General features: G+C 42.9%; 16 protein-coding genes and 1 pseudogene. 14 read left to right on the top strand and 3 right to left on the bottom strand.

Annotation, left to right across the window (positions count from 1 at the left end; translation table 11 throughout):
- The first annotated feature begins 130 nt into the window (after positions 1 to 130).
- From KI350_RS20985 to KI350_RS20965, 5 genes are all read left to right on the top strand, one after another.
- Positions 131 to 487, top strand: coding sequence for a DUF4870 domain-containing protein (locus KI350_RS20985; protein ID WP_025810874.1), 357 nt, complete (start codon positions 131 to 133; stop codon positions 485 to 487).
- Entirely contained in the window at positions 477 to 1,211 is a 735-nt protein-coding gene (locus KI350_RS20980) for a MerR family transcriptional regulator (RefSeq protein WP_023857692.1), read from the top strand. The genes KI350_RS20985 and KI350_RS20980 overlap by 11 nt, the downstream gene beginning before the upstream one ends.
- 90 nt (positions 1,212 to 1,301) lie before the next feature.
- Positions 1,302 to 1,796 carry a small multi-drug export protein gene (locus KI350_RS20975; protein ID WP_025810873.1) on the top strand — a complete coding sequence of 165 codons (495 nt, stop codon included), beginning with the start codon at positions 1,302 to 1,304 and terminating at the stop codon, positions 1,794 to 1,796.
- Between the two features lie 411 nt (positions 1,797 to 2,207).
- The gene (locus KI350_RS20970) at positions 2,208 to 2,510 is read left to right on the top strand and encodes an ArsR/SmtB family transcription factor (RefSeq protein ID WP_025810872.1); all 303 of its coding nucleotides are present in this window, start codon (positions 2,208 to 2,210) and stop codon (positions 2,508 to 2,510) included.
- Between the two features lie 141 nt (positions 2,511 to 2,651).
- Positions 2,652 to 3,833, top strand: coding sequence for an MFS transporter (locus KI350_RS20965; protein WP_025810871.1), 1,182 nt, complete (start codon positions 2,652 to 2,654; stop codon positions 3,831 to 3,833).
- A gap of 138 nt (positions 3,834 to 3,971) precedes the next feature.
- On the opposite strand, the gene KI350_RS20960 is transcribed toward KI350_RS20965, so the two are convergent.
- Both KI350_RS20960 and KI350_RS20955 read right to left on the bottom strand, forming a co-directional pair.
- Positions 3,972 to 4,496, bottom strand: a complete 525-nt coding sequence (locus tag KI350_RS20960; RefSeq protein WP_025810870.1) for a DinB family protein — start codon at positions 4,494 to 4,496, stop codon at positions 3,972 to 3,974.
- 25 nt (positions 4,497 to 4,521) lie between these two features.
- The gene (locus tag KI350_RS20955; RefSeq protein ID WP_025810869.1) at positions 4,522 to 6,258 is read right to left on the bottom strand and encodes an ABC transporter ATP-binding protein; all 1,737 of its coding nucleotides are present in this window, start codon (positions 6,256 to 6,258) and stop codon (positions 4,522 to 4,524) included.
- Between the two features lie 195 nt (positions 6,259 to 6,453).
- On the opposite strand from KI350_RS20955, the gene KI350_RS20950 reads away from it, so the two are divergent.
- The 9 genes and pseudogenes from KI350_RS20950 (at position 6,454) to KI350_RS20915 (ending at position 13,035) form a co-directional block, all read left to right on the top strand.
- On the top strand, positions 6,454 to 7,098 hold the full coding sequence (locus KI350_RS20950) for a DsbA family oxidoreductase (protein ID WP_023857705.1): 645 nt from the start codon (positions 6,454 to 6,456) through the stop codon (positions 7,096 to 7,098).
- Between the two features lie 74 nt (positions 7,099 to 7,172).
- A complete protein-coding gene (locus KI350_RS20945) occupies positions 7,173 to 7,592 on the top strand; it encodes a hypothetical protein (RefSeq protein WP_020449935.1) in 420 nt (139 codons plus the stop codon).
- A 66-nt stretch (positions 7,593 to 7,658) separates the two neighbouring features.
- A pseudogene (locus KI350_RS23485) lies at positions 7,659 to 7,835 on the top strand (hypothetical protein); the annotation flags it as partial.
- A 4-nt stretch (positions 7,836 to 7,839) separates the two neighbouring features.
- Positions 7,840 to 8,952 (top strand): erythromycin esterase family protein, encoded by a 1,113-nt coding sequence (locus tag KI350_RS20940; RefSeq protein WP_236808634.1) that lies wholly within the window; start codon positions 7,840 to 7,842, stop codon positions 8,950 to 8,952.
- A gap of 222 nt (positions 8,953 to 9,174) precedes the next feature.
- Positions 9,175 to 9,312, top strand: a complete 138-nt coding sequence (locus KI350_RS20935; protein ID WP_153247060.1) for a hypothetical protein — start codon at positions 9,175 to 9,177, stop codon at positions 9,310 to 9,312.
- A gap of 235 nt (positions 9,313 to 9,547) precedes the next feature.
- The gene (locus tag KI350_RS20930; RefSeq protein ID WP_020449938.1) at positions 9,548 to 10,417 is read left to right on the top strand and encodes an aminoglycoside 6-adenylyltransferase; all 870 of its coding nucleotides are present in this window, start codon (positions 9,548 to 9,550) and stop codon (positions 10,415 to 10,417) included.
- A 63-nt stretch (positions 10,418 to 10,480) separates the two neighbouring features.
- A complete protein-coding gene (locus KI350_RS20925) occupies positions 10,481 to 11,428 on the top strand; it encodes an aminoglycoside phosphotransferase family protein (protein WP_020449939.1) in 948 nt (315 codons plus the stop codon).
- 22 nt (positions 11,429 to 11,450) lie between these two features.
- Positions 11,451 to 12,158, top strand: coding sequence for a YjjG family noncanonical pyrimidine nucleotidase (locus KI350_RS20920; protein ID WP_020449940.1), 708 nt, complete (start codon positions 11,451 to 11,453; stop codon positions 12,156 to 12,158).
- 148 nt (positions 12,159 to 12,306) lie between these two features.
- A complete protein-coding gene (locus KI350_RS20915) occupies positions 12,307 to 13,035 on the top strand; it encodes an alpha/beta fold hydrolase (RefSeq protein WP_020449941.1) in 729 nt (242 codons plus the stop codon).
- 84 nt (positions 13,036 to 13,119) lie between these two features.
- Here the strand turns inward: KI350_RS20915 and KI350_RS20910 are convergent, their stop codons facing one another.
- Positions 13,120 to 14,013, bottom strand: a complete 894-nt coding sequence (locus KI350_RS20910; RefSeq protein ID WP_025810868.1) for a LysR family transcriptional regulator — start codon at positions 14,011 to 14,013, stop codon at positions 13,120 to 13,122.
- Between the last annotated feature and the right edge of the window lie 62 nt (positions 14,014 to 14,075).

Here is a 14,075-nt window from a genome sequence, read left to right as displayed (position 1 = left end):
TATACAATATGTACAATATACACAAAAATTGCCTGAATGGCAACGATTTTTTGTACTGAAATTTTCTTGATACTCTACTCACGTCACCTTTTACACTTATATTGAAGAATAGATAGGAAAGGTGACTAAAATGGATGAAGAGCCATCAAAAAAAGCAATCTTTTCAGTACAATTAATGCTTGGAATTTCACTTATTCTTGGTGTTATACCTCCCCTTATTATGTTTTTAATTTCAAGAAAGAAAGACTTATATTACGGTGAATCAAGTCGCAAAGCACTTAACTTTCATTTGACGATTTTCCCATTGTTTGTAATTGGTAGTTTTCTGCCTTCATGGGTTAAGTACGTTATATTGGCTATAGAAACATTAATAATCATGTATGCTATTATTCGAATAGCTTTTCAAAAACCATATTATTATCCAGCCATTCCTTACATTAAAAGTAAAGATGAAAATATAGAAAAGAGGTATTCGCATGTCAAATAATATGTTGACAATCGGACAATTGGCTAAACGAACAGGAGTTTCTATAAGAACACTTAGGTATTACGATAAAATTGGTTTGCTAATACCAACCGACTACAAAGAAGGAGGACACCGACTTTATAGCCTTGATGAACTCTCACGTTTACAACAAATACAATCTCTTAAATTCATAGGCTTTTCACTTAAAGACATCGCAGATTTATTAAAATCGCAATTTATAGAAGAACAGCAACTTAGCTATTCAATTTCATTCAAAAAAAGAGAACTTATTGCAGAACAAGAAAGAATTCGTCAAACGATTGATCAGTTGGATCATATGAAAACTATTATCTCAGGGTATGAAAAGGTAGATATAAAATTATTTAGCTTTATTATTCACTCTATTCTTTTTGAAGAGGAAAATTTTAATGAATATAGTCAAGCTAAAGGTTCTATTCACAATTTTAGAAGCAGTGAAAGAGCTAATTTAGATAAAGAGTACTTTTCATTGTTTATGGATTTGAAGGAACTTATAGCAAACGAAACAAATCCTGAATCCGATGAAGCATTAAAATTTATCAAACAGTTGGTAGATATTTCTAACAGAACGTTATTAAAGATTGATACAGCAGAAATAGAATCAACGGTTCAATATAATGAACCTAATATACTCAATCCCTTCACGGAAGAAGAAAGAGCCTTTCTTAAAAATGCTTTTGCTTATATGTCAAAGTTACAAGAATGATTAATTGAAAAAGAGTACACCCAATGGCTAAAGAAAAAAATTGGCGCTCCCACTTTCTGTGTATAAAGCTTATTTACGGAGGTTTTAGTTTTGGTTCAAGAAATTTTCCAAAGGGTAGAAGAAGTCAATATTATTTATCAATTTATAGCAGTATTTATAATTGGATTTGTGCCTTTCCTTGAGGCTTTCGTAGCTGTACCAATCGGAATACTTTTAGGCCTACCATTTATTCTCGTAGTTTTAGTGGGGGCTACCGCTAACTGGCTGTCTGTTATGGCTGTAATAGTATTTTCTTCTTTTGTGAGATCTTGGTTTTCCAAAAAAGAAAAGAATAACACTGATCATTACATTAACAGACGTTTTCAAAAAGCAAAGTCATACTTCAATAAGTACGGAGTTCCCGGGATCTCACTTTTGGGTCCTATAATAGGAACAAATCACATTGGAGCATTGGTATGTATAATAGCGAAAGCAAATAAAAAAAGGATCATCGTTTGGCAAACTGTCAGTATAGTTATGTGGGCTGCGGGAACTGGAGTTCTGTTAATTTTCGGAGTTGATATCTACAATAATATAAAGAACTAGAATATACTCAATACACCAAATTTTATAATTCTCGATTTGGAAGAGGGTATCGCTTTTTGTTAGAAATATTATCTTATCCTTCACTCCGTCCAAAGTGTGGTGCTATTGCAAACTTATATAAGTATGGCAACTAACAATTATTTTTCGATCTACCAACGTATGCGTGTTGGTATTCATGTCAAACGCCAACGGTAAAAAGGTAGGGAATGTGTCGTTCAAGAAGTAAAAATTACCGTTGTATCATCACATGTTATGAGTGAGTTTATAAAGAAATATATGTTGCTGTCTTTTCCAAAAAGCAATGGTGGAAGTTTTTTTAATCCTCTTTCACAATATTTCAATTACCCGAAGAAAAAATAAACGGGCATATAACATATTGACAATTTGCGATATGAAGATATAATGATTGGTATGGAACCTATTGAAGTTTTCAAAGCTTTATCAAATGAATCAAGGCTGCAAATTTTGCAATGGCTGAAGGAGCCTGATCGTCATTTTGAACCCCATGAAGGGATTGATATGAACACAATCGGGGTATGTGTCAGCCAAATCACAGACAAATTGAAAATGACGCAATCAACGGCTTCTCAATATCTCGCTATTCTTTTAAGAGCCGGCTTGATTAAGGCGGAACGAATCGGAAAGTATACGTACTACAAAAGAGACGAAGAGGCCATCAGAAAGCTTGCTGACTTTCTTAAAACAGAGATATGAGCATTCAAAAAATAAACATCTCTAGATGATGTTTATTTTTACACCATACATATCGACATATTCCGATGTGTTTATTTTTTGATTTACATATCGTTATTTCGTGATATGTAAATGTATAAAACGAAGAAGGAGCGAACGATGATGTTTAGTGCTTGGAAAATTTATATTTTAGCGATCATCAGTTTTTTGGTAGGGACCTCAGAGTACATTATTTCCGGGATTTTGGATCAGATCGCCCAAACACTCGGAATAACTTTAGCTGCCGCGGGCCAGCTGATTACGATCTTTTCACTTGTGTATGCAGTTTTCACACCGGTTCTCATGGCGTTGACGGCAAGTATGGATAGGCGCAAGTTAATGATGTATGCTCTCGCTTTGTTTGTGATCGGAAATATTCTGGCCTTTACCCTGCCTGGCTATGGCTGGTTTGTTGCAGCGCGGGTCATTATGGCATTGGGGGCAGGCATGGTTGTGGTCACGGCATTAACGATTGCCGCCAAAATCGCTCCGGCGGGTAAGCAGGGCAGTGCAATTGCTACAGTGGTCATGGGGTTTACCGCTTCTCTGATCATAGGTGTTCCACTCGGAAGAATGACGGCAGAAGCATTAGGCTGGAAGTCTGTATTTGGAGGAATTGCTTTACTGGGATTCATCGCAATGATTGTTATATTCTTAATCTTGCCGCATACCGAAGGCGATAAGCCTGTTCCTTTGCTTCAACAGCTTTCTCTTTTAAAGAACCGGAAAGTAGCAATGGGGTTATCAATCACTTTTTTCTGGCTCGGAGGGTATTCCGTTGCATATACTTATCTGTCTCCTTACCTTCTGACCGTTTCAGGGATAAGCGGCAATTTGCTTAGCGGCTTTTTGCTTATATTTGGAATCGCCAGCTTGGTTGGATCGAAGTTTGGCGGATATAGCACCGATAAATGGGGCGTTCCTTTTACACTCGTTGGCGGGATGGCGCTGCATATCATCGCACTGATTTTACTGTCGCTTGTCACCCATTCCTATGTCGGAGTACTGTTGATTCTCATATTATGGTCGTTTGCCGCATGGTCTATCGGCCCGACACAGCAATATCACTTAGCGACGCTCGAACCGGAATTGTCAGGTGTATTGCTCGGCATCAATCAATCGATGATGCAATTCGCCATGGCCGTAGGTGCAGGCATCGGAGGAGTTTTTGTGGAAAAAATATCGCTCGCTTCTATTACATGGTTTGGGGCATTGGAGGTTACGATTGCGATTGTCGCTGTTTTGGTGACTTTCAGTTCGCATTACAAACGGAAAGCAGGACCTGTAAGAGAAATCAGCTCATAATACGTTGCCTTGATTGGTGTTGAAGATTCAATGGGTTCATTCCTCATATCTTACTTGTTTTTTTTCGAAGTCTGGCAGGTAGTGTTGAGCCGAAAAATCTAACACCCGCCCGTTGTAAAACGAGCGGGTGTTTTTTATTTAGTCCGCTAAAATCCGCAAATAAGCCCTCCAAGGGCCGACATCATCCTGATACCGTTTCGCCAGCACTCTTGCAATTTGCGAGATGTGAGTAAGGTCGTGGGCAACCCATGTCGAGATCTGTTCTCTCAGTTTGACGATTCCAAACTCAGGGTGCATCCCCGTTTGTTCGAAGTCGGTTTCAGGATCAATGATCTGCTGTAATGTTTTCAGGTTCGCCCGTCTGATGTCTGCAAACTCGTTAAGCAACTGTTCCATCGTTTTTCCGTCGTTTTGATTCAACTGGCTGAAGCGGTCGAACGGCGGAAAAGGTTCTGTTGCTCCTTCTGTCACGATCAATTTGATGCGCGGTAACCAATTGTTTTTTTCTCCTTCAATCAGATGGCCGACGACATCAAAGGCGTTCCACGTGTCTTCGCCTTCATTGCAGCTGATCCAGGGACTTGATAATCCGGTCAGCAGCTGACTCAGCGTTTGTGGTGTGCGCTCCAGGATTTCGATTGCTTCCTCGAGTTGAAAGTTCATGTGAATGACCTCCATTCATAAAAGTTCACGTCAACTGCCGCTCCGCAAACTCACGATACAGCGCATGCGAAGCAATCAGCTCGTGGTGCCGCCCCCGCCCTGTGATCTCGCCTTTTTCGATAAATATAATTTGGTCCGCGTTCACGATTGTCGATAGCCGGTGGGCGATGACGAAGGTGGTGCGGCCTTCCATGAGGCGGGCAAGCGCCTGCTGGACGATGGCTTCTGATTGGCTGTCGAGGCTGGCTGTCGCTTCGTCCATCATTAAAATTTTTGGGTCACGCAGAAAGGCGCGAGCGATGGCGATCCGCTGTCTTTGTCCGCCGGACAGCTTGACGCCGCGTTCGCCGACTTCCGTATCAAGCTGCTCTGGAAATTGTTTAATAAATGTGTCGGCATAAGCCATTTCCGCGACTTTCCACAGTTCTGGATCGTCAATGCTGTCGGCGTAGTCCAAGCCATAGCATAAGTTCTCACGGATGGTGCCGGATATCATCGGGCTGTCTTGAGATACGTAGCCGATCTGGCTGCGCCACGATTTCATCGACAGTTTGTTGATCGGTGTTTCCCCGATGTTAATGGCCCCTGAGTCCGGTTCGTAAAATCGTTCCAAGAGGCCGAACATCGTCGTTTTTCCGCCGCCGCTCGGACCGACAAATGCAATCATCTGCCCGGGATCGACGTCGAAAGATACCTCCCGCAAGACAGGCTCGTCATCGCCGTAAGAGAAAGATACATTCTCGACATGTATCGGAAGATTGGAGATATCCATCTCAAGCCCTTCCTGGCCCTCTTCCTCTTCAGTATGCAAAATCTCGATGATCCGCTCTGTTGCCCCTTTTGCTTTTTGCAGCTGAGTGAAAAACATTGTGAACGATGTGATCGGGAAGATGATTTGAAACAGATAAAGCAAAAAGGCGATCAGTGAACCTGCCGACATCGTCCCCTCAGAGACGCGGATGCCGCCGTAGCCGATGATGGCGACGATCACAATCATAATGACAAGGTGCATAAACGGGGAGACAAGCGCAAATATACGGGCTTCCTTGAGTCCGTATTGAAAGAGCTTCGAAATGCCTGATAGCCCTTTCATTTTTTCTGTATGCTCGGCGTTTGATGCTTTCATTAATCTGATTTCGCTTAATGTCTGCTGGACATGTCCGGTGAAGGAAGCTGTTTCATCCTGCAGCGTTTTGGAGATGCGCTGCATTTTCATGCCGAGCGGGATCATGATGAAGGTCGTGATCGGAACGGAGATCAGCATGAGCAGTGTCATTTTCCAATCCATGATCAGCAAAATGATCACCGATCCGACAATGGTGATGATGCCGGAAACAAACTGCGGAAAATGGTCGGAAATCAAGCTTTCAACAATGCCGGTGTCATTGACAACACGGCTGACGGTTTCACCGCTCGTCTTTTCGTCAAAGTAGCGGACAGGCAGGCGCAGCAGCTTGAACCACATACGCTCGCGCAGGGAAGCGACCACTTTTTGCCCGGCATAGGAAAGAAAATAGGTCGAAAACCCGTCGCAGACCGCTTGAACAATAAAAACGAGCGCAAGGATTCCCGCTAAGGCCAGATTGATCGAATGGACGGAAAAGCCGTCAACCATTTCCCTTGTCAACAGTGGAATGGACAGGCCGACCAATGTAGTGACGAGGCTTGCGGCCAAACCGACGGTTAAAGCCAGCCTGGGGACGCCGGATGTGAGAATCATGGTGAAAAACGGTTTCATGCTATTGTTGTTTTCTGTTTTCATTTGATAAACTCCTTATCGATATAATGTCAAAGAAGTGGATGGCGCAAGCTGTAACTCATCATATTACGATATACACAGCAGAAAGTTCCCGATCATTGCCGATTTTAGCTTCATGCTAAAAAGATTGACAGGAGAGATAATTGTAACTATTATTGTTACATATGGTTGATTGCATATAAGAAAGGAAGAAAAAACATGACGATAAATATTAAAGTATATTCCGATTATGTCTGTCCATTCTGTTTCCTCGGAAAAGACCAATTCGAAAAAGCGATCGAAGGCAAAGATGTGGAAGTCGAGTGGCTGCCATTCGAACTGAGGCCGCGTCCATCTGAGCAGCTTGATCCGTTAAACGACCCGTCCAAATTGGCAATGTGGGACGGCGCCATTAAGCCGCGAATCGAGGCTTGGGACGTCAACATGAAGCTGCCAAACGTCTCACCGCATCCTTATACAGATTTGGCTCATGAAGGCTATCACTTTGCAAAAGAACACGGTAAAGCGAAAGCGTACAATGACCGGGTTTATCAAGCCTTTTTCCAGGAAGATCAAAATATTGGCGACATCGACGTATTAACAGCGCTGGCTAAAGAAGCCGGACTGGATGAGCAGGCTTTTAAAGAAGCTTTAAGCTCCAGAACATATCAGGACGTGCAGCGGAAGGCGCTCCAACACGCTTACGAAGAAGCAGGCATTACGGCCGTTCCGACATTTATCATTGGCAATGAACGGATCGCCGGGGCCGCTGCGAGGGAAGTGTTTGAACAGGTGATCGAAAAAGAAAGCAAACAAAAACCTGTTGACGGCTTGCAGTGCGACCTTGACGGAAACAACTGCTAAGCAGGAAAAATGAGCCATTTGAAGAACCCTTTAATAGGGTTCTTTTTTTATACAGGAAAGAAGAGGGAAGACAGTTGACACTCCACCATTTTATTGCAGCCGATCAGGAGCTTCCGTTGGGGAGCTTCCAGGACCAAACAAAAGAAGGTTTGATTAGTATCGCTGAGCTTGATCAAGGGTACGAAATGGTCAAAACAAAATTCAGCAAGCCGTTTGTATATGAGGCGACCGGCTGTTTACATAGACCGGGAAATGACATAAGGGCGCTATTCAGCTATATCAATTCAAATATGCCCGAGGGTGAAGATATAGAAGTTTACTCTTGCTGGGACGGTGAGGAAGACAGAGAAAAAGACGACCGCTTAGACTTTTTCATTGATATAAACGCTCTTCAGCTGGGCAAGCATGTCAAGCTGGATAAAAAGAAATACATGGATGAAATTGCAGGCATGTTTTATTTTGAGGAGCGGCAGCTGGTCAAGATTCGTAAATAAAACATTTGCTGGCGCAGGGTTTTCACACCTTTTTTCGGCCGGTTCATTTAGATGTTCAATCAGTGCACGCGCATTGTCATAGCTCACAGGCTAAGTACGATTAAGGATGCAGATCTCATATTAGTGCTAAAAGACGGAGAGATTCAAGAGATGGGCAACCATTTACAATTGATTCGCAACCAAGGGTTTTACACCAAATTGTACAATTCAAACAATGACCAAGCGATTGTGGGAGGAGGCTAAAACAGTGAATGATTTATTTGATGAAATAAGAGATGAGTCGATTAATATTGGGGGGATTGATGGTTACAAATTCGGCTCCTTAAAAGAGATATTGCGAAATAAAAGATTTGTATTTCTTGGTGAAAGCAGCCATTGCGTCAAAGAATATATTGAGGCGAAGGCAAGCTTGATCAAATATCTGCATCAGGAATTAGGATTTCGTATTCTTGCTTTCGAAAGTGAATTGGGAGATTGCAGCATAGGAAATTATCTTTCAGAAGAACTTAGTGCCAAAGAAAATATGTCCGGTTCCATCGGGAAAGTTTGGCAAAACGAATTTATGCTTGATTTGTTTGAGTATATGAAGGAAACTCAACAGCGGCAGCCTTTGCATTTAACAGGCGTTGATGTTCAGCAGAGCATGGATAAGCACTTTTCCTCCTACATGCGTTCGCATTTGACAGGGGATCTCAGGAAAACGTTTGTAACATTTGATACGCGTACAAATGAGATGCTCGATAAAGATTATATGTTAAAGCGGCGTTTTAGGAAAACAGTAGAAGAAATTGAAAGAATAGGCCAAGGACTGATAAGGGAGCTTGAAAAACAGACTTTCCCCTCTGCTATGCTTCGTGATGTCGTGTTACAGACGATGAAAAACAGACTCAATTATTTTAAGGCGAATTTTACAAAAGGTTTTTCAAAATTGTTTGAATATCGTGATGAATTAATGGCGAAGAATCTTGAATTTTTATCTCAGCATGTTTATCCTGATGAGAAATTTATCATTTGGGCTCACAACCTTCACATCAAAAAACAAAGCAGCGTCAATCGGTTTTCACCATATCGATCATTTGTAGAAAACCTTCCGGAATTTATGAAAGAGGACAGTTTTGTTATTGGTCTTTACGCGGGAGAAGGAAGAATGGGTGACAACCAAGGAGGCGATCATCCTATCAAAAAAGTTAACAAAAAGCACATGGAGTGGCTGCTCAGCAATTCACCCCATCCCAATTTTTTTATACCATGTGCTTCAAAGTGGGGGGAAAAAAGTGGAAGGCTTTTGAGGGAGGAGGCTTGCGTATTTCTTTCAAGCCGGTTCAACAGTATGACGGAGTTTTATTCTTTAAAAAAGTAACCCCAGCAGTTGTTAATGTTGAATAGGATGTTGACGGGTTAAGCATAACCTCTAAGGTGAAGATCTCTGCTTATAGGAATTTTTTGTTGGGAAAAGAACTTTTTCGTTATATTAAATTGCTGGTGGCGGCCAAAAGGAGGAAAACTGAAAGCTGTTTTTTTGGTTTTCAATGGTGAATGGGATTATTGCATAGAGTGCACAAGTCAGACCCAGGGTAATTTCATGGACGTATTAACTTTTGGTAAAGGCGTTTATCAGGACATCCATGAAAAGATATGTTCGGCAGATGAGGAAGGGAATCCTGTTCCCGAGATGCCGGAGATGGTGGTTGAGGAGAAATATGAAGAACTCCAAAGGTAAACTGGTAACGCGTTCACAGTTTCTTGAGAGGAAGATCTTCAACAAATCATGATAAAGGGATGGCCGAAGGCTTTTCTTCACAGCTGGATCGCCTTGAAGACGATCTGAAAGCCATTCGTTAAAAGAGGGAGGGTATATTGATGACGACGTTTCCTGAGCATTTCATATAACCACGTAATCGCGGACCTCCTCATCAAGTTTTTCTATAACCATTAAAAAGAGGAGGTTGATATACATGCGTACAGAGCAGGAAATCATCGATTTGGTGCTGAAGGTCGCACGGGAGGACGACCGCGTTAGAGCGGTCGGTATGAACGGTTCGCGGACGAATCCGAATGTTCCGAAAGACCCTTTTCGCGATTATGATATGGTCTATGTTGTAACAGATATGCAGTCTTTTCTTGATGAGCCGGGCTGGGTTGACGTTTTTGGGGAGCGGATCATCATGCAGACGCCGGAAGCGATGGAGCTGTTTCCGAATGAGCTTGGCAACCGCTTTTCTTATTTGATGTTATTTACTGACGGTAGCCGCATTGATTTGATTCTTGTGCCTCTTGAAGAAAAGCTGGAATACTGCCGGGAAGACGGATTAACCGTGATCCTGCTCGATAAGGATCAGGACCTGCCCGTTATCCCGCCGCCGACGGATCGGGAATATTGGGTGCAAAAACCGTCCCCGCAATGCTTCGCCGACTGCTGCAATGAATTTTGGTGGACGTCGACATATGTGGCCAAAGGGTTGTGGCGGCAGGAAATTCTTTATGCACTCGATCATTTAAACCTCGTCAGGGCCATGCTGCTGAAAATGCTCGAATGGAAGGTCGGTTTTGAAACGGGCTTTTCGCTGAGCATAGGCAAGAATGCAAAGTTTCTTGATCGCTATGTTGATCGAAATACGTGGGAAAGGCTTTTGGAGACATATCCGCCAGCTGGTTATGAGCGTGTATGGAACAGTTTGTTTAAGATGTGGGATCTGTTTGAAGAGACAGCGGCAGCAGTCGCTGAACATCTGGCTGAACAATATCTTTTCGCAGAAGCCGAGAAAGTCAAACAGTACGTGAGACGCGTTCAGCAGCTGAAGCCTGATGCAAAGGTAATTGACTAATCAGATGATGGCCGCACTCCCGGCAGGTGAGCCGGGAGTGTGTTTTTTGCGGAGGTGAACGCCATGTTCAGTCTTAAAAAAATATTGAAGGGCCATTATGGAATCGACAGTGTGAACATTTCTCCCGAGCAAGGGGGATGGACAGCACTCGCTTATCAAGTAACCGATGGAAAAGCCGCTTTCTTTCTAAAAGTGTATGATAAAAATAGGGCATCGACAGCGAAATGGACGGCTCTGATTGATGATTATATGCCTGTTCTCAGGTGGCTGAGTGACCGCACCGCTCTCAGCGGGAAGCTGCCTGTGCCGCTTTTAACAACAAATGGAGAATACAAGTGCGAAGATGATGATGCGGTTTATGTGCTTTATGAATACATCGCCGGGGAAACCATTGGTGGCCGGCCGCTCGGCAAAGGCTGCGAGGAGAAGCTCGCCAGCATCATAGCGGAGCTGCACCGATATGACGAGACGATCCCGGTGAAGACAGAAAGAATAAAAGAAAACTATGATATTTCGTTTTTAGGCGAGATGAAACAATGGCTTGATCACCTTCCTTGTGAGCTGGCGCCACTCATTCAACCCTACATCGGATCAATCCGCGAGATGATGGAGGCAGCCTTGTCCCTGGCGGATGATTTGAAATGCAGCGACAGAAGATTGGCTTTGTGCCATACAGATATTCATGGATGGAATATGATGAAAACGGGCGGGGAATTGATTCTGATCGATTGGGAGGGCTTGAAATTGGCCCCTGTTGAAGCGGATCTGATATTTTTTGCCAATCAACCGTATGTACAAGAGTTTTTGCGGGTTTATCGCGAGACTCATAAAGGGTTTGAAATTGATCAGAACGCATTGCGGTTTTATCAGATCAGGCGAAGACTGGAGGACATATGGGAGTTTACAGAGCAGCTGGCGTTTGACATTCAGACAGAAAATGAAAAGGCAGAGACGATGAGCTTGCTGAAAAACGAGCTTGAGGCCATAGAGGACAGCAAGATCGACTGTTAAAAAGCTAAATGGAGGAACATCTGTGAAAAATTATCGTACTTTATTTTTTGATGTGGATGACACACTATTAGACTTCGGTGCAGCGGAAAAGTCAGCACTGCGGAAGCTTTTTCAGGAACAGCAAATTCCTTTAACAGCTGAAATAGAAGCGAATTATAGACGTATCAATCAAGGTTTATGGAGGGCGTTTGAAAAAGGGGAGATAGACCGCGGCCAAGTGGTCAATACGCGTTTTTCCCTTTTATTCAAAGAATATGGTCTAGAGGCTGACGGCGTTTTGCTTGAGGAGAAGTATCGCAGCTTCCTTGAAGAAGGGCATCAACTGATAGACGGCGCTTTTGAATTAATTGAAAGCCTGCAGGATCAATATGATTTATATATCGTGACGAACGGTATTTCAAAAACGCAGTATAAGCGTCTGCAAGCTTCGGGATTATACCCGATGTTTAAAGGGATTTTTGTTTCAGAGGACACCGGTTTTCAAAAACCGATGAAAGAATACTTTGATTACGTTTTTGAACGAATTCCTCATTTTTCTGCCGATCAAGGGCTGATCATCGGGGATTCATTGACAGCGGACATAAAAGGGGGGCGGCTGGCCGGATTGGATACATGCTGGATGAATCCAGACATGTCAGCGAATCATACGGACATTGAGCCGACTTATCAAATTCAAAGGCTTAATGAACTCCAGCACATTTTAAATCATGGAAAAGTACCTTCGGCCTGATTGCTGCCGATACGAGTAAATCGGTTTTCCATTACCTTTGTCTGCAAACTGCAACAGGGAGGATGCGGAAGCTGAACTTCCGACGGCCGAGTTGCGGTGGATTTTCCGGGAGCTAAATTAAAACCAAGCAGAGGAAGCCTGGTGAAACATGCAACGAAGAAAGGTTTTGAAAACTGCGGTTTTTTCGTTAGTCGCAGTTTTTGTTCTGTTATTCAGCGCGTTTTTTGTGTGGAGCCGTTTCACATATGAACCATCAAACAAACTCAAAAAGATGATCAACCTTGATCAAGTCGAAAGTAAAAACGGTGTTTACACTTTTCAAGCGGATGGGGCAAATACCGGGATCATTTTATATCCTGGGGCAAAAGTTGAACCGCTTGCTTATGCTTACATCGGCGAAAAGCTGAAACAAAATGGTTACAGTGTCTTTATCCCGCGCATGCCTTTTTCTTTGGCCATATTCAATCCGAATCAAGCAGAAAGAATGATAACAGATAACAGTAATATTGATCATTGGTATCTCGGGGGACATTCTTTAGGAGGTGCGGCAGCAGCCATGTACGCCAAAAAGCATCCAGATAAGATTGACGGGCTTTATTTTCTCGCCTCCTATCCTTCTGATTCACAATCGATAAAAAGTGCGCCGTACCGTGTTCTTTCTATATCAGGTGAACGCGATGGCCTTTCAACTCAAGAAAAAACAGCAGCCTCCGGAAAGAACCTGCCTGATACAACAGTGTTTGAGGAAATCAAAGGGGGAAACCACGCCCAATTTGGTATGTACGGCGAACAAAGGGGGGATCGTCCCGCGAAGATCCCAGCTGTTAAACAGCAGGAGGAGATCGTGAACGTGATGCTTGACTGGATCAAATCATAAAGAAAGCTCTCGCTTTTTGCGAGAGCTTTTTTTGTTTATGATCCTCTCCTTTAAAGCGCTTTAACCCGTTTCTTCATTTGCCGGCTAAGGCCTATACGGAGCCGTTTGAATCATTTGAATAAAGTTGCTGGCGGAAGGAGCAAGGTGATCATCTCTTCTAATGCATAATGAAATAGGATTTTTTAAATCGACTTGTTCGACATGAACCCGCGCTATATCTCCCCGGTCAATATATTCGTTTACTTCAAGAGAGGATGTGAAAGCGACTCCATAACCTTCCATAACCGTTCTGATCGTTTCATTCAATCCGTTTATTTGTATACCTATTCTGGGTTTGTCGACATGATGCAATGTGCATAAAGAAATTAATTTCTCCCGGGAAAGACTTCCTTCTTCACGAAAGATAAAAGGTTCTTTCACTACTTCTTTCAATGTCGTGTACTGTGATGCAAGCCTATGATTTTTATTGACGACAAACAGCATGTCATCTTCTAAAAGCAGCGTCCCTTTTATGAAAGGATCGAATTCCGTTGTCCCGCCGATCAGGCCAATGTCCGCTTCATAGTTGATCAACTGCTCACAAGCTTTTTGAAAGTTCGTTGTCGTGATTTCAACTTCTGTCTTGGGAAATTGCTGTTTATAGCGGCTGAGCCATCTTGGCAGCAAATAATTGGCGGGGAGGAAGGTGGCGGCAATACGCAGTTTTCCAATTGACCCTTCCCTTAACTGTTCCACGTACAATTCAATTTCTTTTTCAAGTGAGAACAGCCGCTTTGCCTGTTTTGCAAGCTCTGCGCCGGACTGTGTCAGCAGAATCCCCCTGCCTTTAGGAACGAATAAGGTGCAGTCGATCTCGCGTTCTAATTTCTTAATTTGAGAGGTGACGGCAGGCTGGCTGATGTTTAACTGTTTGGCAGCTTGGGTGACGCTGCCTGTTTCCGCGACCGAATAGAACAATCGCAGTGCATGAAGATTCATATTTCACACCTCTATTTATAAATAAAAGTTATCAATATCAAATAAAGATATATTAGAGTTAT

Source organism: Bacillus sp. J41TS8 (assembly GCF_018333035.1).
Lineage (GTDB): Bacteria > Bacillota > Bacilli > Bacillales > Bacillaceae > Bacillus > Bacillus paralicheniformis.
Note: the sequence above shows the minus strand (reverse complement) of the source record. Positions and strands in the feature narration are given on the sequence as shown.